The sequence below is a fragment of the Mesorhizobium sp. B2-1-8 genome (assembly GCF_006442545.2).
Taxonomy (GTDB): Bacteria; Pseudomonadota; Alphaproteobacteria; order Rhizobiales; family Rhizobiaceae; genus Mesorhizobium.
Genome location: NZ_CP083952.1, coordinates 846,601 through 866,008 on the forward strand (window position 1 = coordinate 846,601; position 19,408 = coordinate 866,008).

Consider the following 19,408-nt stretch of genomic DNA (forward strand, 5'->3'; position numbering starts at 1 on the left):
ATGGCCAGCCTCGAACAGTATCATTCGAAGCGAGACTTCAAGAAGACCGCCGAGCCGACCGGCAAGGTTGCGCGCGGGAAGAAGACCGGCGGTATCTTCGTCATCCAGAAGCACGCCGCCACAAGGCTGCATTACGATTTTCGCCTCGAGCATGACGGCGTGCTGTGGAGCTGGGCGGTGACGCGCGGTCCTAGCCTCGACCCGCACGAAAAGCGGCTCGCCGTGCATGTCGAGGATCATCCCATCGACTATGCCGGCTTCGAAGGCACCATCCCCAAGGGCGAATATGGCGGAGGCTCGGTGCTCGTCTGGGACGAAGGCACCTGGGCGCCCGAAGGCGATCCCGCGAAGATGATGAAGAAGGGCCATATCAATTTCGAGCTCGAGGGCCACAAGCTGCATGGCAAATGGCATCTGGTACGGTTGCGGCCGCGCCCGGGCGAAAAGCGCGACAACTGGCTGCTGATCAAGTCCGACGATGCCGCCGCACGCCCCGGCGAGGATGTTCTGGAGGACGAGCCGAAGTCGGTGAAATCAGGCCTGACGATCGAGGAGGTCGGCGAAGGCAAGGCGGCCAAGGGCGAGAAACCCAAAGTCTGGCACTCCAACAAGCCGGCCGCCGGCAAGGCGAAGGCTGGGGCCAGGAAACTCGACTTCATCGAGCCGCAGCTCGCCACGCTGGAGCGGGATGCACCGTCGGGCCAGGACTGGCTGCATGAGGTGAAGTTCGACGGCTATCGCATGCAGGCGCAGATCGCCGGCACCGACGTTCGGCTCCTGACCCGCACCGGTCTCGACTGGACGGAAAAATTCGGCGACGAGATCGCGGCCGAACTCGCTGGGCTGAAATGCAGCGATGCCATCATCGACGGCGAGATCGTCGTGCTGGCCGATAGCGGCGTGTCGTCCTTCGCGCTGTTGCAGCAGGATTTGTCGGCGAAGCGGACGAACCGCTTCCTCTACTATGTCTTCGACCTGATGCGGCTCGACGGCAAGGATTTGCGCCGCGAACCGCTTGTCGAGCGCAAACAGGCCTTGCAGGACCTGCTCGGCGAGAGGGCCGACACCGCGGCGCTGCGTTTCTCCGACCATTTTGCCGAACCCGGCAAGATCATACTGGAACATGCCTGCCGCATGGGGCTGGAAGGCGTCGTCTCGAAACGCGCCGATGCGCCCTACCGCAGCGGCCGCGGTCCGGCATGGGTCAAATCGAAATGCACGGCACGACAGGAATTCGTCATCGGCGGCTATCTGCCGTCGGACAAGACCGGACGCGGCCTGCGCTCCCTGCTGGTCGGCTATTTCGAAGACGGCAGCCTGCACTATGCCGGCCGGGTCGGCACCGGCTTCTCCACCAAGGGCGCCAACGACCTGAAGAAGAGGCTCGATGCGCTGAAGGCCGACGCCTCGCCCTTCGATGCCGCCGTGCCGAAGGGCAAGGGCTTGGTCTGGGTCAAGCCGGAACTGGTCGGCGAAGTGGAGTTTCGCAGCTGGACGTCGGACCGTATAATACGCCATGCCTCGTTCCAGGGGCTGCGCGAGGACAAGCCGGCGGAGGAAGTCGTGCAGGAAAAGCCCAAGGCGGCGACACCCAAGACAGCGACGGGCAAGCCAGCGATAGGCAAGGGCCCGGCCAAGGCCAGGCCGGCGGCAAGCAGCGCCGATACGGCAGGAACGGCGAAAACCACGGTGAAATTATCCCATCCGGACAAGCTTCTGTGGCCAGACGAAAAGATCTCGAAACAGGCCCTGCTCGATCATTACGCGCTGGTATGGCCACGCATGAAGCAATTCGTGGTCGATCGTCCGCTCAGCCTGGTCAGGGCGCCGGATGGCGTCGGCGGCCAGCGCTTCTTCCAGAAGCATGCCTCGGCCGGCATGCATGCGAAGATCGAGAAGACGAAGGATCCCACGGATGGCGAGGAAATCCTGTTCATCCGCGATTTCGACGGCATCGCGGCGCTGGTCCAGCTCGGCGTGGTCGAGATCCACATCTGGGGCTGCACGATCGACAAGCTTGAACAGCCGGACCAGATCGTCTTCGACCTCGACCCCGACGAAGGCGTCGATGTGAAGGCGGTCCGCGAGGCGGCGCTCGACATCAGGGCCAAGCTCGACGAGCTGTCGCTGCCCAATTTCGTCAAGACATCCGGCGGCAAGGGCTTTCATGTCATGGTGCCGCTGAAACCATCGGCGGATTGGGCCGAGGTCAAAGCTTTCGCCCATGATTTCGCCGGGGCGCTGGAGCAAGGCGCGCCGGACCGCTACACGGCGACGCTGTCGAAGAAGGCGCGCACCGGAAAAATTTTCGTCGACTATCTGCGCAATGGCAGCGGCGCGACCACCGTCGCACCATACTCGTCGCGGGCCAAGAAGGGCGCGACTGTGTCGATGCCGGTGACCTGGGCCGAGATCGAGGCCGGCCTGCCGCCAAACGCCTTTCCGATCGGCGACAAGACGACGCTGAAGCGGCTCTCGGAAGCCGACCCGTGGGTGGATTTCTTCAAGAAGGGCAAGCTGTTGAAGCGGGGCTAACTCGACTTCAACGCCGTGGGGCACCACCCCCCTCTGTCCTGCCGGACATCTCCCCCTCAAGGGGGGAGATTGGCGGTTTCGATGCCGGAACTTTCTTTCCGATGTTGGAAATTGGCGAAAGCTGTCGTCACATCCGATCTCCCCCCTTGAGGGGAGATGCTCGGCAGGGCAGAGGGGGCGCTGTCCCGCCGGCATCGCTAAAGGAGCGCCGCCGACCTCTCAGGCCAAAAACACCCTCTCGAACGCCTGCTTGCCCGGCGGTGAAAAAATCACCGCGCGACTGTCCTTCTGGCGGCGCGCCCATTTCTCGGCAAGGATCTTGTCGAGGATGGCGGCGCCCAGTGTGCCTGCGAGGTGCGAGCGCCGCACGCTCCAGTCGAGGCAGGCGCGGCACACCGGCCGCCGCGGCTTGGTGTAGACGTCGATGCCGATCGCCGCGAAGTGCGAGGCCGCGGAGGGCCCGAGCCTGATCTCCTTGTCATCGCGGACCAGTATGTTTCTATCGACAAGGCGATCCAGCATCGCAACGGCCTGCTCGCCGGCAAGGTGATCGTAGCAGACGCGCGCGATGCGCATCGCGCCGTCGCGGGGGCCCGGCCGCACGCGCTTGGGGCCAACGGCTTCAGCCACACCGGTGATGGCTTCGATCATGCCGGCCACTTGCGGGCCGGCCAGCCCGTAATAACGATGCCGGCCCTGGCTGGCCAAGGTCAGCAACCCACCCTCCATCAGTTTGGACAGATGCGAGGACGCGGTCGGCAACGACACGCCGGCCTCCAGCGCCAGTTCGCTCGCCGTCAATGCCGTGCCGCCCATCAGGGCGTTCAGCATGTTGGCGCGGGCCGGGTCACCGACCAGGCTGGCGATGCGGGCAATGTCGGGTCCTTCACGCATAGTTCGGTCCTCATCGAAGCATTCTTGTCAGATAAACCACTATTCTCCGACCAGATCAAGGAGATGACGATGACCGCACGAACCGCTTCCGCCCCTGCGCCGTTGCCCCGCCGCCAATCGTTCCCGTTCATCATCTGGGTCCGCTCGCGGCTGCTGGCCCGCTGGTATGACCGCCATTTGCAGCGCCGCGATCTCTGCGAGATCGACGACCACCTGCTGCGCGACCTCGGCCTGACACGGCAGGACGTGCGCCGCGAATGCGCGAAATCCTTCTGGCAGGCGTGACGCCAGGACATTTGCCTAGCAGATCGGACGATACAACGTTTCGACGCCGCTCGAACCATCGACGCGAAAACACTCTTCAAGGAGAGACCGAGATGACCATCACCTGCTTCATCCGCTATGAGATCGACCCGTTCGGCAAGGCCGCCTTCGAGGAGTATGCCCGCAACTGGGGCCAGGCCATTCCGCGCTGTGGCGCCGATCTGATCGGCTATTTCGCGCCGCACGAGGGCTCGGCCACGACGGCCTATGCCGCCTACAATATCGAAAACCTTGCCGCCTACGAGGCCTATCGCGCCCGGCTTGCCGCCGACCCCGCCGGCAAGGCAAACTACGAGTTCGCCCGCCGTGAACGCTTCATCCTCAGGGAGGATCGCATGTTCCTGAAACTGGCTTCCGGTCCGCATGCGCCGCTGGTGAAGGTATGATCGCCGTCATCTTCGAGGTGCAGCCCGCACAGGGCCGGCGCGAGGCCTATCTGAGCATCGCCGCCGATCTGCGGCCGCTGCTCGACGGCATCGATGGCTTCATCTCGATCGAGCGCTTCCAGAGCCTGGCCGACCCGAACCGGGTCCTGTCGCTGTCATTCTGGCGTGACGAGGAGGCGGTCAAGGCCTGGCGCAATACGGAAGAACACCGGCAGGCGCAGAAGGCAGGGCGCGGCGGTATCTTTGCCGGCTATAGATTGCGGATCGCCCATGTGGTGCGGGATTATGGGCTGACCGAGAGAGACGAGGCGCCGGCGGACAGCCGGGCGGTGAATGGGTGAGGGCTATTGGGGTTGATGTTGGCGCCGCCCCTACCTGCCTGCCGGCATCCTCTCCCCGTATAGTCACGGGGAGAGGGGCGCTGTCATCGATGGTTTCGCCAGTCACCAGCGCGGCCGGAAAGAGCGCGCGCGCAGAAGCTGCCCTTTCTCCCCGTCTCTATACGGGGAGAAATGTCCGGCAGGACAATGAGGGGCAGCGCTGTCCTTCGCCACTTTGTCTAAGCATTCCCGATCAGCACACCCGCCGCGAACACCAGGGCGCCGCCCAGAACCACCTGGAAGGCGGCGCGCAGGAACGGGGTCTGCATGTAGCGGTTCTGGACGAATGCGATGGCCCACAATTCGAAGAACACCACCACGGCGGCGACGCCGGTCGCCGTCCAGAAATGCGGGATGAGATAGGGCAATGCGTGGCCAAGCCCACCCGACGCCGTCATGACCCCGACGGTCAGGCCGCGCTTGATCGGTGATCCGCGCCCGGACAGCTTGCCATCGTCGGAGGCGACTTCGGTGAAGCCCATCGAGATGCCGGCGCCGATCGAGGCGGCGAGGCCGACCAGAAGCGTCTGCCAGGTGTCATGCGTGGCGAAGGCGGCGGCGAAGATCGGCGCCAGCGTCGACACCGATCCATCCATCAATCCGGCCAAGCCCGGCTGCACATAGGTGAGGATGAACTGGCGCTGCTCGGCGGCGGCCTCTTCATCCTTCACGTCACCCGGCACATGCTTGTGCTCGAGGCGCTGCGCAAGCGTCTCGTGGCCTTGTTCGACCAACGCCAGATCATTGAGCAGTTTTCGTGTCGAGGCATCGGTGGTGCGCTTGGCGGCCTCGACATAGAACAGGTAGGCCTGCCGCTCCATCGCCTCGGCCTGGCGGCGCACGGCCTCGATGCCGAGCGGCCGCACCAGCCAGTCCGGCTTGCGCTCATAGTAGCCCTTCACATGTTCACGGCGGATCAACGGAATGCGCTCGCCGAAACGCTTGCGAAAGAGTTCGATCAGTGAGTCGCGATGGCCGTCTTCCTCCTCGGCCATCGCCTCGAACAGTTTGGCCGATTGCGGGAAACTCTCGGCCAGTCCGTCCGCGTAGGCCCGGTAGATGCGCCCATCATCTTCCTCCGACGATATGGCCAGCGCCAGGATTTCCTTTTCGGAAAGCGATTCGAAGGGGCGGCGGCCGAAGCCGAAAACACGGGAAAGCATGAGGAAATCACCCTAGTTTAGAATTGTTCTAAACTAGGGTTTACGGCGTGCATGGTCAATCGCCCGCTTGGCCGTGGTCAAGAATAGTTGAAGCCCCGGTTCAGGGCATCGCTCTTCATTAGCAGTGAATGTTCACCTATATATCGGACCAAGCCATGAAAGGAACGAGCTGATGACGGCCAAGAAGCCTCCGCACGCCTATGACCCGAAACCGGTCCTCGATCTCATCGCCAGCATCGAGGCCGACCTGCAACGCCTGAAAGGCCTGGTCGAGCAACAGGTCGAGAAATTCGACCCCGCCAACCCGCACAACAAGGCGCCGGACGGCAAGCTGACCGAGGAAGGCGTCGAGTGCTGCTACCGCATGTTCGACGAAGGCAAGTCGCGCTATTCGGTGGCCCAGCAGATGAAGATCTCGTTCGCCGCCGCCACGCATCGGTTCAACAGCTGGCGCAAGCTGGGCGGGACAAAAAGGCAGCGGACGTTGTTGGGTTGAATTGCGATACGCTGGCGGGACAGCGCCCCCCTCTGGCCTGCCGGCCATCTCCCCCTCAAGGGGGGAGATCGGATGTCACGACGGCTTTCGCCAATTTTCAACGCCGGAAAAAAGTGCCGCGATCGGAGCTGCCAATCTCCCCCCTCGAGGGGGAGATGCCCGGCAGGGCAGAGGGGGGCGCTGTCCCGCCGGCATCGCTGGCTACATTTGTATCTTGATCACAATCGCTAAATTTGTCCCGGTCACATCTTTTCGTTGGCATCGCGAGAGCCTTTCCGTGCACCATGGCCGGATCGCATCGCCACAGGATCGCCATGACCACCCCTCCCGGCATCGCCGACATCCACGCCGCCGCCGCGCGCCTTTCGGGCCTGATCGTCGAGACACCGCTCATCGAATCGCAGGAGCTGAACCGGCGCTTCGGCGGCCGCATCCTGTTCAAGCCGGAGACGCTGCAGCGCACCGGCTCGTTCAAGTTCCGCGGCGCCTACAACAAGCTGTCCTCGCTGAGCGAGGCGGAGCGCTCCCGTGGCGTCGTCGCCTTTTCCTCGGGCAACCATGCGCAAGGCGTGGCGGCTTCCGCCGCCATGTTCGGCGTCAAGGCGGTCATCGCCATGCCGGCGGATGCGCCTGACATGAAGATCGCCAATGTCCGCAAGATGGGCGCCGAGGTGGTGCCCTTCGACCGTTTCAAGGACGACCGCATGACGGTGGTTCGCCCCTATCTCGACAAGGGCATGGCGCTGGTGCCGCCCTTCGACGATCCGGCCATCATCGCCGGACAGGGCACGATCGGACTGGAGCTGGTCAAGCAGGCGCGGGCGCTGGGTGTATCGCTCAACGCGGTCGTCGTCCCCTGTGGCGGCGGCGGCCTGACCAGCGGCATTTCCGTCGCGGTCAAGGATGCCTCGCCCGGCACCGCGATCTGGGCGGTCGAGCCCGAGCATTTCGACGACACGCGCCGCTCGCTGGCGGCGGGCGCCAGGGTTTCGAACGAGCCGGGCCACAGTTCGATCTGCGACGCGATCCTGACCGCCGAGCCGGGCGTCATCACCTTCGAGATCAACCGCCGCAACCTCACCGGCGCCATCGCGGTCTCCGACAAGGCGACCGCACAGGCGATGCGCGACGCCATGGCCTACCTGAAGCTGGTGGTCGAGCCCGGCGGCTGCGTCGCGCTCGCGGCGCTGTCATCGGGCGAGATCGAGCTGTCGGGCAAATGCGTCGCCGTGGTGCTGTCCGGCGGCAATGTCGATTTCGCCACCTATGCCGGGATTATGGCGGCGTAGGGCGGCGGGCTTGGCGAGGACCTCGTCAGTCCAGCGTGCGCCTGAAGCGCACCAGCGCCACGCCGGCGAACAGCGCGACGAAGACCACCAGCCAGCCGATCTCGGTCGCCACCGCCGGCAGTTGGGCGCCCTTGAGCATCACCGCGCGGGTGATGCGCAGGAAATGCGTCAGCGGAAAAATCTCGCCGAAGGTCTGTGCCCAGTCCGGCATGCCGCGATAGGGGAACATGAAGCCAGACAGCATGATCGAGGGCAGGAAGAAGAAGAAGGTGAGCTGAAGCGCCTGCATCTGCGTGCGCGCGATGGTCGAGATCGTGTAGCCGAGCAGCACCAGCGACAGCACGAACACCAGCACCGCCGACAGAAGCAGCGTCATCGAGCCGGTGAACGGGATGGCGAACAGAAGCTTCGACGCCGCCAGCACCACCACCACCTGCACCGCCCCGACCGCCAGGTAGGGCAGCACCTTGCCCATCATGATCTCCAGCGGGCTCGACGGCATCGCCAAGAGGTTCTCCATCGTGCCGCGCTCGGTCTCGCGCGTCAGCGCGATCGAGGTCATCATCACCATGGTCATCTGCAGGATGACGCCGAGCAGGCCGGGCACGATGTTGTATTGCGAGATGCCTTCGGGATTGTAGCGCCGGTGGACGACGACATCGAGCTGTCCCCTGGCGGCCTCGGCGGCGGCTTCCTGCATGCCCTGCGCTCTCAGCAGCGCCTGGCCGGCGATGGTGCCGAGCGTGGAGATGGCGCCACTGGCGACCGCCGGATCGGTGGCGTCGGCCTCGATCAGGATCTGCGGCTTGTCGCCGCGCTCGACACGCCGGGCGAAGTCGGCGGGGATGGTGACGACGAAGGCGACGTCGCCCCGCGCCATCAGGAACTCGGCCTCGTCGGCGCTCCGCGCGACATGATCGAAGCGGTAATAGCCGGTGGTCTGCAGCGCCGAGACCATGGCACGGGTGTAGGGATCGCTGCTGGTCGCCACCAGTGCCGCCGGCAGGCTTTTCGGGTCGTTGTTGATGGCGTAGCCGAACAGCACGAGCTGGATCAGCGGCACGCCCAGCATCATGGCGAAGGTGATGCGGTCGCGCCGCATCTGGATGAATTCCTTGATCAGCAGGGCGCCGAGCCTGGCGAAGGAAAAGACGCTGTTCATGCCATGTTGTCCTTCGATCCCGACATGAACTGGATGAAGACGTCCTCCAGGCTGGTTTCGCCGGGCTTCACGGTCACGCCCTTGTGCTCTTTCTCGACATCGGCAAGGGCAGCCTCGAGCTTCTTGCGGTCGGAACCGACGACATGCAGCGTGGCGCCGAACGGCGCCACCTGATCGACGCCGGGGCGGCCTTGCAGCGCTTGCGCCACCTCGTCGAGCCGCGGACCCTGCAGCACGAACGTGGTCAGGCCCGCATTCTTCACCACCTCGGCGACGGTGCCGGTGGCCAGCATCTTGCCATAGGAGATGTAGCTGATGCGGTGGCAGCGCTCGGCCTCGTCCATGTAATGGGTGGAGACCAGCACGGTGAGCCCGCCGCTGGCCAGGCGATGGATCTCGTCCCAGAACTCGCGCCGCGCCTTCGGATCGACGCCGGCCGTCGGCTCGTCGAGCAGAAGCAGTTTCGGCTTGTGCATGATGCAGGCGGCCAGCGCCAGCCGCTGCTTCCAGCCGCCGGACAAGGTGCCGGCCAGCTGGTTGCGGCGCGTCGCCAGGCCAAGATCCTCCAATGTCCCGGCGACATACTCCTCGACCGGCTTCAGCCGGTAGAGTCGCGCCACGAATTCGAGGTTTTCGCCGATCGTCAGATCCTCGTAGAACGAGAATTTCTGCGTCATGTAGCCGACTTCGCGCTTGATCCTGAGACTGTCGGTGCGGATGTTGAAGCCCAGCACCGTGCCTTCGCCTTCGTCCGGTGTCAGCAGGCCGCACATGATGCGGATGGTGGTGGTCTTGCCCGAGCCGTTGGGGCCGAGGAAGCCGACGATCTCGCCCTCGGCGACCGACATGGTCACGTGGTCGACGACAGTCTTGTCGCCGAAGCGCTTGACCAAGCCGTGAACGTCGATGGCGTTCATTTTCCCATATCCGCGAGATCGACATCGACGATCTGGCCGGGCTGCAGCGGGCCTGCATCGCCCTCCGGCCGCGCCTCGACGAGGTAGACCAGCTTCTGCCGGTTTTCCAAGGAGTAGATCACCGGCGGGGTGAATTCGGGATCGGGCGAGATATAGCTGACGCGCGCCTTCACGTCCGGGCCGCAGCCGTCGCAATGGACGCTGAGCAGGCTGCCAACCTTGACCGAGGAGAAGGCCGTCTCCGGTATGTAGACGCTGAGCTTCACGGCGCCGTCGGGAAGCACCGAGATGACAGGCGCGGTCGGACCCGCCGTGTCGCCGGGATTGCGGATGACGTCGTTGACCCGGCCGGGCGAAGGGGCGGCGAGGGTGCGCTTGGACAGGCGCCATTGCGCCTGTTCCAGCTCCGCCCGCGCCTGCTTGACCTGGTTGTCGGCGGCCTTGATCGTCTCGGTCCGCGCCGGCAGGCCACCGACGGCGAGATTGGCCTGCGCCTGGCCGACCTGGGCGTTGGCGGTTTCCAGCGTCGCCGAGGCGGTGTCATAGTCCGCTTGGGTGCCGGTACCGCGCTTGAACAGATCGGCGGCGCGGTCGTATTTGCGCTTGGCGTCGTCGGCCTGCGCCTTGGCCATGTCGACCTGGGCTCTGAGCGCTGCGATTTCTTCCGGCCGCTTGCCGACCTGCAGGTCGGCAAGTTGCGCCTGCGCCTGGGCGAGGGCCGCCTGCGCTTGCGCCACCGCGATCTTGGCGTCGGCGTTTTCGAGTGTCACCACAATGGCTCCCGGCGTGACGCGGTCGCCGCGCTTGACCATCACCGTCTCGACCTGCGCCACCTCGATCGGCGCAAGGAGCACGTAATCGCCCTCGACATAACCGACGGCGAGCGGTGCCGCCGGCGCGCAGGCACCAAACAGTTGGGCGGCGAGCGGCAGCGAACACAGAAAGCTCATTGTCCCGATCCCTTCATCCCTGCCGCCTTTCGGGCGGCCAGTATGGCGCCGAGGTTGTCCGTGGTGACCTCCACCACCTTGGCGGCCTCTGCGGCACCGATGTCGTGCCAGCCCATGCGGCGCATCACCGCCTCGCGGCCGATGCGGAAATAGATGACCTGGCCGATCAGCGTGAACACGGTGAGCCGGGTCCGTTCGCTTTCGGCCGGCTCGCCGGTGGCCTGCTCCCAGATCAGGCACAGCCGGCGATGCGTCGGCTCGAAGACGCCTTCATAGATGCGGTCGAGCGCCGCCGTCGGATGCGACAGCTCACGCAGCACGAACTGCACGATCTCTCCGGCCTGCGGGCTGGCAACGACAAAGCCGACCATCCGCTCCAGGGCCGCGAAGAGCTGCGCCCGCGCCGCCTCCGGGTCGCTTGCCGTCGCGGCCTGTCCATTGCCGAGCGCCTGGCCGGCGACCGCCTCAATGGTCTCGACGATAAAGTCGGCGGCAGCGGTGCGAAGACCTTCCTTGCCGCCGAAATGATAGGCGATCGAGCCGATATTGGCCCCCGCCTCGGCCGCGATCTCTCGCGTCGAGGTGCCGTCGAATCCTTGCCGCCCGAACAGTTTCAGCGCCGCCCGGACGAGCGCGGCACGCGTCAGCTCAGCCGGCGATGCCGCGCGGCGGGGCGTCTTGGCGTTCGGCAATTTGGTCATGGGCAAGACTTTAATCAATCGATTGATTAAAGTCAACTTGTGCGCGGCGCCGTCTTGCCATCGCGCGCGGCAACCGCTTTAGTGCGTGGCCATGGGCAAGGAAATCGAGCGCAAGTTCCTGGTCTCCAGCACCGCATGGCGAGATCTGGTGGAAGCGGATATCCGCATTCTCCAGTTCTATCTCGCCATGGCACCCGGACGAACCGTCCGCATCCGCATCAGTGACGGAGCCTCGGCCAAACTGACGCTCAAATTCGGCAGCAGCGCGCGCGAGCGCGACGAATTCGAATATCCGATCCCGCTTGAGGAGGCGTGGAAATGCTGGACTTCGCCATCGGACGTGTCATCGACAAGACACGTCACCATGTTAGGCATCGCGGCTATCTCTATGAAGTCGATGTCTTTGGTGGCGCACTGGCGGGACTTGTGGTGGCCGAACTCGAGACTCCGGAAGACGTTCCGGACGAAATGCTGCCGGACTGGCTCGGCCGTGAAGTCACCGGCGATCAGAAGTTCTACAACGCGTCGCTCGCCCTCGGGGGGATACCGGAGATCGCCGCATGAGCTTTCGCATAGACCCGCGCATGCCGCTGACCGGCGAGGTCAGACGCATCCTTGCCGAGGAAATCGGCAAGGCCCTGCTGCATCTGGATGCGGCGCGCACACGGCCGGACCAGGGGCTGCACAAATGCCGCAAGCGGCTGAAGAGCGCGCGTGCCTTGCTGCGGCTCGTTCGTTCCGGAGACGAAACATTCTGCGCCACGGAAAACCAATGCTATCGCAATGTGGCGGCGCTGCTTGCCGGCCCGCGTGAGGCGACGGCGCTGATCGAAACCATCGACCGGCTGGCTGCGAGTTTCGCGAAGGAAAGCGCCGATGGCGGGCTCGATACCGTGCGCGACAGGCTCATCGCCCGCCAGCACGATTTGCATGAGGGCGCCGGGCTGCAGGCCGCGATCGGAGCGGCCACCGCGGCCTGCGAAGACGGCATGAAGCGCATCGAATCCCTTGTCCTGCCCGACCAGCCGGAACAGGCCGCCGACGTGCTCGCCGAAGGCGCGCGCGCCACCTTGCGCCGTGCCAGGAAGGCGCTCGACAAGGCAGGCGCACACGGCGAGGCCAACGATTTCCACGACCTGCGCAAGGCGGCCAAGACGCATGGCATGCACCTGTCGCTGCTTGGCAGGCTGTGGCCGACGCCGATCAAGGCGCGGCGCAAGGCCGTCGATGAACTGGGCGAACGGCTCGGCGAACTGCATGACGTGTTCGTCATGCGTGCGCTGCTCGAGGCGGACAGCGAGCCGCTTGGGCCGCCCGAGGATACGAAACTTCTCGGCAAGCTGCTCAAGCGCTCGGAAAAGGGCCTGAAGAAGGCGTGCCTTGCCGAGGCGGCCGAACTGTTCGGCGACAGCCCGAAGCGCTCGACGAAGATGCTTGCCCGCAAGGCCCGCGACGATCTTGCCGGCGCGGCGCAGGAAGACGCGAACGCGACGGTGGGCTGATGCGCCAGTGCCTCCCGTTCCCGCCACCTCGTGCTAGTCACGCGTAGTCATGACCCAGCCCGCCGACACGCTCCTAGACCGCATAGGCCGCTGGCTTGCCGGCCGGCTGCAGGAAGAATCATCGGGTTACGAGCCCTACACGCCTTCCGACGCCGAAACACTGCGCCGCACGCTGGAGCCGGGCGACATCCTGCTGATCGAGGGCAACCAGAAAATCTCGGCGGCGATCAAATACCTGACCCAGTCGACGTGGTCGCACGCGGCCTTCTATGTCGGCGACGCATTGGCCGAACCGGACGACGGCTCGGAACGGCGGCGCCTGATCGAGGTTACGCTCGGCAGAGGCTGTGTCGCCGTGCCGCTGTCGCGGTACCGGAGCTACAACACCCGCATCTGCCGGGCGAGCGGCCTGACACCCGAAGACCGTGACAAGGTCGTTGCCTTCATGATCGGCAAGCTCGGCCTGAAATACGATCTCAAGAACATCTTCGACATGCTGCGCTATTTCCTGCCGGCGCCGCCGGTACCGGTGCGCTGGCGCCGCCGCATGCTGGCCTTCGGCTCCGGCAACCCGACCCGGGCGATCTGCTCGACGCTGATCGCCGAGGCTTACGGCCAGATCCGCTATCCGATCCTGCCCGACATTACCCACGCGCCCGGCCGCGCCTCGGCACAGTCGACCTATATGCGCAAGGAAATCCTGCACATTCGTCACCACTCGCTCTACACGCCGCGCGATTTCGACCTGTCGCCGTTTTTCCGCATCGTCAAGCCGACGCTGGAATATGGTTTCGACTACCGGCAAATGGTCTGGGACGACAAGGCAAGCACAGACGCCGCAGCCGCAAAGGCTGGCGCAACCGCGACGGACACGTGATGGCTTTCGGCCTAGGTCAGGACACGCGGCCTACCGCTATCCGCCGAGGTGCAGGCGTTTCACATGGCGGCCTATGTCACGCCGGAACCGCAATAGAACCCTGGTTTTCGGCTCTGTGTTCGACCCAGACATGGACCGGTTCGTCCCGGCCGCGGATGCTCATCGGTCCATGATCGCGCGCATTCAACGGTGTCGTGGGCGATTCCGCCTTCGCGGCCTCAATCAGTCGTGACCCAAAGCAAATATTCACCTGAAGCTCACGGCAGAGCGACTGCAAACGGCTGGCGACGTTGACGGTGTCGCCCACCACCGCGAAGGACAGATTGCGCTCGCTGCCGACCGCGCCGATGACCACTGCGCCATATTGTGCACCGATCCGAACGTCCAGCGGCGGGTATCCCCTGGACACCCGCTGTACATTCCAGTCTTCGAGAGCGGCGACCATCGCTTCAGCGCATTGGATGGCCCGAGTCGCGTCGTCATGGCTGGCTTGCGGAACCCCGAATGTCGCCATGATGCAATCGCCGATATAGTTATCGACGGTGCCATGGTGGTCGAAAACGACTTGTTCCATGCGACGGTGGAACTGACGCAGAAGTTCGAACACTGCTTCGGCCGGATGATCCTCGGAATAGTGTGTGAAGCCGACGATGTCGGCAAACAGCACCGCGATATCCTGCCGGCGGACCGGGCCGAAGGGCTCGTCATCGGTGGCGAGCTGGTCGACGACATTGGGCGAAAAATGCCGGGCGAGATTGGCGCGGGCGCGCTCTGCCTTGACGTAGTCCTCCGACAGATGTCGGGAACGAAAGACGACCAGCGCCATGATCGCGCCGATAATCAGCACAACCAACACGTTGGTCGCCTGCGCAAATGTATCGACGAAATTGGCGTTGAGATAGAGGTTCAGTCGCTCTGTCATTGGCAGCGAATAGAGGTTCGTCGCCGGAATTACGGTTCCCGGATGAGAAATCACCCATCCCACCCCGATCGCCCATGTCAGGGCCGCGAGCGCGCCGAGATAGAGTGCCAATCGTGTTGAAAGGGTCAGAGCGCCAAGGCATACGAAAATCAGCAGGTATTTAAAGCTGCCCTCGCGCAGTTGCATCGCGGCCGGCGCGACCTCCAGGGAAAACGGGTTGGGCGTTATCAGCAGAACGGTCAACAGAATGATGTCCAGCGTACCGGCGAGGTAACCGATCCACCATCGCGCCGTGCGACGGCGAGCAAAGAGAAACTGGATCAGGCCGATGAGCTGGAACAGCACGAGGCCCGCCAGCACGAAGAGCAGCGAAGCATCCCAGCGGCTGGTCAATGAAAAGAAGCAGGAGATCACGGCGAGCGATGCCGTACGCGCCCAGAACTGTAATGCAGCACCCTGGCGTTCTGCACGCGCCCGCAAATTTTTCAGGCGCGAATAGCGGCGAAGTTCAAGTGTTGGCGCGGTCGACATAGGATCACTTCGATTTCACGGGGACGTGTCACGCATTCGGCAAACCCGCCTTCTACAATCTGACAAATCAGTGAGCGAACTATATCATGAATGTGATTTCGTTTTTCTGTATCAGGCCGGTAACGGGCGGCGTCCCTTTGCTGGAGCGGCGGGCCGATCGAACGCCCCGGCGTCGCGCGGATGCGGGCCGATCGGCATGATCGCCTCGAACGGCGTGGCGCCGAAGGCGAACGTCCATTTGTAGCCGACCAACCCGTCCTCGGGCGTGGTGTGCTGGTCGTGATGGGCCAGCAGCTTCGCGCGGTCGGCCAGCTCCTCGGCCTCGCGCCGCACCATCTCCGCCGTCTCCGGCCGCATCCGCCTGGAGAAGCTGACGAAGGTCGCCTCCCGCTCGATATGGGTGATCGCCCAGCCGATGAAATTCTTGTTGGTCATCTCGAACAGCGGCCTGAGCGGCCCCTCGAAATTCCACTGGATAGGCGTTTCGACCAGCAATTTCGCCGAAAGGCCACGACCGAGCGTGATCAGGCCGAGTTCCTCGAGGTCGCGCAGATAGAGGAACATCGAGGCTTCGCTCAGGCCCTGCGAGCGCATGATGCCTTCCGGCGTGAATTTTTCCGACAGCATGACGAAGACGAACAGCAGTGCCGGCCGGCCGGCGAGCCGGCGCTCGATCTCGGGCGCGATGTGGTTGACAGGCCCCGGCCCCCGGTTCATCGAGCCGAACACGTTTTCCAGCTCGACGCCGGCGGCGGCGCAGATCTCCACCAGCCGGTCGAGCTTGCAGTTCTTCTCATGGAAGATGCGCTTCACCGTCGGCTCGGAAACCCCCATGCGCTCGGCGAGGCCGCGATAGGTGACCCCCTTCGCCTTCAGCGTCCGCTTCAACGCCTCGAAGATCAAACCATTCATGGGATGCACCTCTTGCGGTCGGTTTCGTATCGACATTCGATACTAACGCCAAATACTCTTTCCGAAAAGTATCGAGAACCCTAGGTCTCCGCCATCATCAAAGGAGACCGGACATGAAACGCCTCATCACCTCTGCCTTTATCGCCGCCATCGGCATCGCCGCTCCCGCCCAGGCCGGCGAGCTCTGGCGCGCAACGGGCCTCGAACAGCCGGAATCGGCGTTGTTCGACGCCGCCAACGACCGCATCATCGTTTCCAACATCGTCGGCAATCCGGGCGACGCCGACGGCAATGGTTATCTCAGCGTGCTGTCCCTCGACGGCAAGATCGTAACCCAGCACTGGACCGACGGCATGGACGCGCCCAAGGGCATGGCGATATCGGGCGGCAAGCTCTATGTCGCCGACATCACCAAGGTCCGCGTCGTCGACCTCGCCAGCGGCAAGCTCGTCACCAGCATCGTTGTGCCGAACGCGGTCTTCCTGAACGACATGACATCGGACCGGTCCGGCAAGGTCTATGTCACCGACATGTTGGCCGACACGATCTACCGCATCGACGGCGAAAGGCCGGATCTGTTCGTCAAGGACCCGCTGCTTGCCTCGCCGAACGGCGTCTTCGCCGATGGCGGCAGGCTGATCGTGGCCTCATGGGGCAAGGGCATCAAGGCCGATTTCAGCACCGCCGAGCCGGGCGGGCTGCTGTCGGTAGACCTCGCCAGCAAGACGGTAACGCCGCTGGCGGGCGCCCAAAGGTTCGCCGACCTCGACGGCATCGTCGCCATTGGCGACACCATCTATGCCACCGCCTACATGACCGGCACGCTCTACCGATACAGGACCGGCGGCACGCCGGAAGCGGTGGCGCATTTCAAGCCGGGCAGCGCCGACATCGGCACCGACGGCAAGTCGATCCTCTATGTACCACTGATGAACGAGGGCGAGGTGGCGGCGCTGAAGATCGATTGAGAATCGCCGCCGCGGGGCCGACCCGTGCGACCTTCGCTGACAGCCGTGGATGGGCCGTGGTAGGACGGTCCATCCACGGTGATGGTCAGGGAGGTGTGCCATGGACGACCGCGAGATCAGAGCGGCCCCATGGATGCCGTGAGCCACAGCGACAATCATCCGCCGCTCGCGCGGGACGACCTGCCGGACGATACGGCCGCCCTCGCCCGCGATCTCATCGGCAAGCTGGTGGTGCGCGACTTGCCCGAAGGCAGGGTCAGCGGCCGCATCGTCGAGACCGAGGCCTATGTCGTCGGCGATGCCGCCGGGCACGGCTTTCGGGGAATGACGCCGCGCAACCGGTCGTTGTTTCTCGAGCGCGGGCACGCCTATGTCTATCTCGCCTACGGCATCTCGTTCATGCTGAACGTTTCGAGCGAGACGCAAGGCAGGGGAACCGGCGTGCTGATCCGGGCGCTGGAGCCGCTGGAAGGCATCGCTATCATGCGGCTGAACCGTGGCGTCGAGCGCCTGCGCGACCTGGCGCGCGGGCCGGGAAGGCTGGCCGCGGCATTGCGGATCGATCGATCGCTCGACGGGATCGACCTTTGCCGGGAAGGCCCGCTATGGCTCGCACACGAAGACCACGTCCCCGCTGAAATCGGGCAGAGCATCAGGATCGGCATTTCGAAGGATGCCGAACGCCTGCTGCGATTTTACCTGAAGGCAAGTCCTTTCGTCAGCGGCCCGGGATCGCTCAACCGTTGAGGGACGGCTGCTCCGCCTCCTGTTCTCCCGCCAGCTGCGCGCGCGCATCGCGGATCGAAGCGGCATAGGTCACCAGCGGCCGCTTGACGCCGTGGTTGATCAGCATGCGCCGTGTCCGCGGCGAGGCGCCCGAAATGATGAAGCGCACGCCGGCGCGCCTCGCCTTGCGGGCCGCGCTTTCGATGACATTGGCCGCCGTCGAATCAAAAAGCGGCACGGCCGAACAGTCGAGGATGAAGTTGCGGCGCTGGTCGGCGATGCGGTCGAGCACGCTGCCGACGGTGGAGGCGGCACCGAAGAAGAAGGCGCCCGAGATGCGATAGACGACGGTGTCGGCGTCAGCGGCCTCGCTGGAATCATAGCCGCCGGCGCCGCTGTCGGCGACATCGTCCTGCGCCAGATCCGCCTCGACGGCGACGGACTTCGCCATGCGATCGATGAACAGGATCGAGCCGAGCGCGAAGCCGACGACGATGCCTTCGGTCAGGTCGCGGAAGACGACGATCAGGAAGGTCGCCAACAGCACCAGCGCATCGCCGCGCGATGCCCTGAGCAGCGTGACGAAAGCCTGTTTCTCGAACATGTTCCAGCAGACCACCGCCAGCACGCCGGCAAGGGCCGAGAGCGGGATGTAGCTGGCGAGTGGCGCCGCCACCAGCATCAGCACCAGCAGGATGGCCGAATGGACGATGCCCGAAACCGGGCCGTGTGCGCCGGCCCGCACATTGGTGGCGGTGCGGGCGATGGTGCCGGTGGCGCAGACGCCGCCGAACAGGGCGGACGCGATGTTGGCGAAGCCTTGCGCCACCAGCTCGCAATTCGAGCGGTGCCGCCGGCCCGTCATGCCGTCGGCTACAACGGCCGACAGCAGCGATTCGATGGCGCCGAGCAGCGCGAAGGCGATGGCGTCGGGCAGGACGTCGAGCATCCTGCCGAAGCTGACCGGGGGCAGGCCAGGCCATTGCAGGCTTCGCGGGATGCCGCCATAGCGCGTGCCGATCGTCTCGGCCGGCAGTGCAAACAGCGCCACGACGAGCGAGGCAAGCCCGATGGCGATCAGCATGGAAGGCCATTTCGGCCGCCACCGCTTCAGGAAAACGATGGTTGCGATGGTCAGCACCGCCACCAGGGTCGCGGCGGGGTTGATCGTGCCGGCCGCTTCGCCAAGCGCGATCAGCTTGGGCACGAACGGTCCGGGCTCCTTGCCCGGCAGGATCAGCCCGAACAGTTCGACGATCTGGCCGGAGAAGATGATGACGGCAATGCCGGCGGTGAAGCCGACGGTGACCGGATAGGGAATGAATTTGATGTAGGTGCCGAGGCGGAGGTACCCGATCGCAAGCAGGAAGACGCCCGCCATCATCGTCGCCAGCAGCAGGCCGTCGACGCCAACCCGCGCAACCGTTGCCGCCACCAGCACGATGAAGGCGCCGGCCGGGCCGCCGATCTGGAAGCGGCTGCCGCCCAAGGCCGAGATGATGAAGCCGCCGACGATGGAGGTGTAGAGGCCGCGTTCCGGCGTCACGCCCGACGCGATCGCGATTGCCATCGACAGCGGCAGCGCGACGATGGCTACGGTCAGGCCGGACATGAAGTCCGCCTTGAATTGCGGCAGGTGGTAACCCTCCCGCCAGACTGTCACCAGCTTCGGCGTGAACAGTTCGGAAAATGTCGGCTTCACCGGCTGGTGGGCCGCTTGATGCACTGTCTGACGCGCTTGATCCATGGACTGCCTTCCGCACCTGCAAAGGC

The 19,408-nt window shown here is 64.6% G+C and carries 19 protein-coding genes and 1 pseudogene; 11 read left to right on the forward strand and 9 right to left on the reverse strand.

What is annotated here, in order from left to right:
• Positions 1-2,535, forward strand: a complete 2,535-nt coding sequence (gene ligD / locus FJ970_RS04025; protein WP_140765060.1) for a DNA ligase D — start codon at positions 1-3, stop codon at positions 2,533-2,535.
• Positions 2,536-2,754: 219 nt separating this feature from the next.
• Here ligD and FJ970_RS04030 read toward each other — a convergent pair whose 3' ends face one another.
• Positions 2,755-3,429 carry an ArsR/SmtB family transcription factor gene (locus tag FJ970_RS04030; protein WP_140765061.1) on the reverse strand — a complete coding sequence of 225 codons (675 nt, stop codon included), beginning with the start codon at positions 3,427-3,429 and terminating at the stop codon, positions 2,755-2,757.
• 69 nt (positions 3,430-3,498) lie between these two features.
• Between FJ970_RS04030 and FJ970_RS04035 the strand changes: the two genes are divergently transcribed.
• The 3 genes from FJ970_RS04035 (at position 3,499) to FJ970_RS04045 (ending at position 4,480) form a co-directional block, all read left to right on the forward strand.
• Positions 3,499-3,714 (forward strand): DUF1127 domain-containing protein, encoded by a 216-nt coding sequence (locus FJ970_RS04035; RefSeq protein ID WP_140765063.1) that lies wholly within the window; start codon positions 3,499-3,501, stop codon positions 3,712-3,714.
• A 92-nt stretch (positions 3,715-3,806) separates the two neighbouring features.
• A complete protein-coding gene (locus tag FJ970_RS04040; RefSeq protein ID WP_140765065.1) occupies positions 3,807-4,139 on the forward strand; it encodes an NIPSNAP family protein in 333 nt (110 codons plus the stop codon).
• The gene (locus FJ970_RS04045; RefSeq protein WP_140765067.1) at positions 4,136-4,480 is read left to right on the forward strand and encodes an antibiotic biosynthesis monooxygenase family protein; all 345 of its coding nucleotides are present in this window, start codon (positions 4,136-4,138) and stop codon (positions 4,478-4,480) included. Before FJ970_RS04040 ends, FJ970_RS04045 begins: the two co-directional genes overlap by 4 nt.
• A 218-nt stretch (positions 4,481-4,698) precedes the next feature.
• On the opposite strand, the gene mbfA is transcribed toward FJ970_RS04045, so the two are convergent.
• Entirely contained in the window at positions 4,699-5,682 is a 984-nt protein-coding gene (gene mbfA, locus FJ970_RS04050) for an iron exporter MbfA (protein ID WP_140765069.1), read from the reverse strand.
• Positions 5,683-5,854: 172 nt separating this feature from the next.
• On the opposite strand from mbfA, the gene FJ970_RS04055 reads away from it, so the two are divergent.
• Complete coding sequence (locus tag FJ970_RS04055) at positions 5,855-6,178, forward strand: hypothetical protein (protein ID WP_140765071.1); 324 nt, start codon at positions 5,855-5,857, stop codon at positions 6,176-6,178.
• Positions 6,179-6,492: 314 nt separating this feature from the next.
• Positions 6,493-7,467 (forward strand): threonine/serine dehydratase, encoded by a 975-nt coding sequence (locus FJ970_RS04060; protein ID WP_181178823.1) that lies wholly within the window; start codon positions 6,493-6,495, stop codon positions 7,465-7,467.
• Between the two features lie 25 nt (positions 7,468-7,492).
• Here FJ970_RS04060 and FJ970_RS04065 read toward each other — a convergent pair whose 3' ends face one another.
• From FJ970_RS04065 to FJ970_RS04080, 4 genes are read right to left on the reverse strand one after another with little or no spacing between them, the layout of a single operon-like run.
• Positions 7,493-8,629, reverse strand: a complete 1,137-nt coding sequence (locus FJ970_RS04065) for an ABC transporter permease (protein ID WP_140765225.1) — start codon at positions 8,627-8,629, stop codon at positions 7,493-7,495.
• Positions 8,626-9,546, reverse strand: a complete 921-nt coding sequence (locus FJ970_RS04070; RefSeq protein ID WP_140765223.1) for an ABC transporter ATP-binding protein — start codon at positions 9,544-9,546, stop codon at positions 8,626-8,628. Before FJ970_RS04070 ends, FJ970_RS04065 begins: the two co-directional genes overlap by 4 nt.
• Positions 9,543-10,496 carry an HlyD family secretion protein gene (locus FJ970_RS04075; RefSeq protein ID WP_140765221.1) on the reverse strand — a complete coding sequence of 318 codons (954 nt, stop codon included), beginning with the start codon at positions 10,494-10,496 and terminating at the stop codon, positions 9,543-9,545. Before FJ970_RS04075 ends, FJ970_RS04070 begins: the two co-directional genes overlap by 4 nt.
• On the reverse strand, positions 10,493-11,197 hold the full coding sequence (locus tag FJ970_RS04080; protein ID WP_140765219.1) for a CerR family C-terminal domain-containing protein: 705 nt from the start codon (positions 11,195-11,197) through the stop codon (positions 10,493-10,495). Before FJ970_RS04080 ends, FJ970_RS04075 begins: the two co-directional genes overlap by 4 nt.
• 91 nt (positions 11,198-11,288) lie before the next feature.
• On the opposite strand from FJ970_RS04080, the pseudogene FJ970_RS04085 reads away from it, so the two are divergent.
• The 3 genes and pseudogenes from FJ970_RS04085 (at position 11,289) to FJ970_RS04095 (ending at position 13,576) form a co-directional block, all read left to right on the forward strand.
• A pseudogene (locus tag FJ970_RS04085) lies at positions 11,289-11,761 on the forward strand (CYTH domain-containing protein).
• Positions 11,758-12,699 carry a CHAD domain-containing protein gene (locus FJ970_RS04090; protein ID WP_140765217.1) on the forward strand — a complete coding sequence of 314 codons (942 nt, stop codon included), beginning with the start codon at positions 11,758-11,760 and terminating at the stop codon, positions 12,697-12,699. The pseudogene FJ970_RS04085 and the gene FJ970_RS04090 overlap by 4 nt, the downstream one beginning before the upstream one ends.
• Positions 12,700-12,748: 49 nt before the next feature.
• Positions 12,749-13,576: a YiiX/YebB-like N1pC/P60 family cysteine hydrolase gene (locus FJ970_RS04095; RefSeq protein WP_140765215.1), complete on the forward strand. Its 828-nt coding sequence runs from the start codon at positions 12,749-12,751 to the stop codon at positions 13,574-13,576.
• 76 nt (positions 13,577-13,652) lie between these two features.
• Here the strand turns inward: FJ970_RS04095 and FJ970_RS04100 are convergent, their stop codons facing one another.
• Both FJ970_RS04100 and FJ970_RS04105 read right to left on the reverse strand, forming a co-directional pair.
• Positions 13,653-15,029 carry an adenylate/guanylate cyclase domain-containing protein gene (locus FJ970_RS04100; protein ID WP_140765213.1) on the reverse strand — a complete coding sequence of 459 codons (1,377 nt, stop codon included), beginning with the start codon at positions 15,027-15,029 and terminating at the stop codon, positions 13,653-13,655.
• A gap of 111 nt (positions 15,030-15,140) precedes the next feature.
• Positions 15,141-15,941, reverse strand: a complete 801-nt coding sequence (locus tag FJ970_RS04105; protein WP_140765211.1) for a helix-turn-helix domain-containing protein — start codon at positions 15,939-15,941, stop codon at positions 15,141-15,143.
• 113 nt (positions 15,942-16,054) lie between these two features.
• Between FJ970_RS04105 and FJ970_RS04110 the strand changes: the two genes are divergently transcribed.
• Positions 16,055-16,909 carry an SMP-30/gluconolactonase/LRE family protein gene (locus tag FJ970_RS04110; protein ID WP_140765209.1) on the forward strand — a complete coding sequence of 285 codons (855 nt, stop codon included), beginning with the start codon at positions 16,055-16,057 and terminating at the stop codon, positions 16,907-16,909.
• A 129-nt stretch (positions 16,910-17,038) separates the two neighbouring features.
• The gene (locus FJ970_RS04115; RefSeq protein WP_140765207.1) at positions 17,039-17,656 is read left to right on the forward strand and encodes a DNA-3-methyladenine glycosylase; all 618 of its coding nucleotides are present in this window, start codon (positions 17,039-17,041) and stop codon (positions 17,654-17,656) included.
• Here the strand turns inward: FJ970_RS04115 and FJ970_RS04120 are convergent.
• A complete protein-coding gene (locus FJ970_RS04120; protein WP_140765205.1) occupies positions 17,646-19,382 on the reverse strand; it encodes a SulP family inorganic anion transporter in 1,737 nt (578 codons plus the stop codon). The two genes, FJ970_RS04115 and FJ970_RS04120, sit on opposite strands and share 11 nt — an antisense overlap.
• Between the last annotated feature and the right edge of the window lie 26 nt (positions 19,383-19,408).

Bases quoted from the DNA above. Each gene is read 5' to 3' on its own strand.
- ligD (WP_140765060.1), top strand. From the start codon at position 1: ATGGCCAGCCTCGAACAGTATCATTCGAAGCGAGACTTCAAGAAGACC.
- FJ970_RS04030 (WP_140765061.1), bottom strand. From the start codon at position 3,429: ATGCGTGAAGGACCCGACATTGCCCGCATCGCCAGCCTGGTCGGTGAC.
- FJ970_RS04035 (WP_140765063.1), top strand. From the start codon at position 3,499: ATGACCGCACGAACCGCTTCCGCCCCTGCGCCGTTGCCCCGCCGCCAA.
- FJ970_RS04040 (WP_140765065.1), top strand. From the start codon at position 3,807: ATGACCATCACCTGCTTCATCCGCTATGAGATCGACCCGTTCGGCAAG.
- FJ970_RS04045 (WP_140765067.1), top strand. From the start codon at position 4,136: ATGATCGCCGTCATCTTCGAGGTGCAGCCCGCACAGGGCCGGCGCGAG.
- mbfA (WP_140765069.1), bottom strand. From the start codon at position 5,682: ATGCTTTCCCGTGTTTTCGGCTTCGGCCGCCGCCCCTTCGAATCGCTT.
- FJ970_RS04055 (WP_140765071.1), top strand. From the start codon at position 5,855: ATGACGGCCAAGAAGCCTCCGCACGCCTATGACCCGAAACCGGTCCTC.
- FJ970_RS04060 (WP_181178823.1), top strand. From the start codon at position 6,493: ATGACCACCCCTCCCGGCATCGCCGACATCCACGCCGCCGCCGCGCGC.
- FJ970_RS04065 (WP_140765225.1), bottom strand. From the start codon at position 8,629: ATGAACAGCGTCTTTTCCTTCGCCAGGCTCGGCGCCCTGCTGATCAAG.
- FJ970_RS04070 (WP_140765223.1), bottom strand. From the start codon at position 9,546: ATGAACGCCATCGACGTTCACGGCTTGGTCAAGCGCTTCGGCGACAAG.
- FJ970_RS04075 (WP_140765221.1), bottom strand. From the start codon at position 10,496: ATGAGCTTTCTGTGTTCGCTGCCGCTCGCCGCCCAACTGTTTGGTGCC.
- FJ970_RS04080 (WP_140765219.1), bottom strand. From the start codon at position 11,197: ATGACCAAATTGCCGAACGCCAAGACGCCCCGCCGCGCGGCATCGCCG.
- FJ970_RS04090 (WP_140765217.1), top strand. From the start codon at position 11,758: ATGAGCTTTCGCATAGACCCGCGCATGCCGCTGACCGGCGAGGTCAGA.
- FJ970_RS04095 (WP_140765215.1), top strand. From the start codon at position 12,749: ATGACCCAGCCCGCCGACACGCTCCTAGACCGCATAGGCCGCTGGCTT.
- FJ970_RS04100 (WP_140765213.1), bottom strand. From the start codon at position 15,029: ATGTCGACCGCGCCAACACTTGAACTTCGCCGCTATTCGCGCCTGAAA.
- FJ970_RS04105 (WP_140765211.1), bottom strand. From the start codon at position 15,941: ATGAATGGTTTGATCTTCGAGGCGTTGAAGCGGACGCTGAAGGCGAAG.
- FJ970_RS04110 (WP_140765209.1), top strand. From the start codon at position 16,055: ATGAAACGCCTCATCACCTCTGCCTTTATCGCCGCCATCGGCATCGCC.
- FJ970_RS04115 (WP_140765207.1), top strand. From the start codon at position 17,039: ATGGATGCCGTGAGCCACAGCGACAATCATCCGCCGCTCGCGCGGGAC.
- FJ970_RS04120 (WP_140765205.1), bottom strand. From the start codon at position 19,382: ATGGATCAAGCGCGTCAGACAGTGCATCAAGCGGCCCACCAGCCGGTG.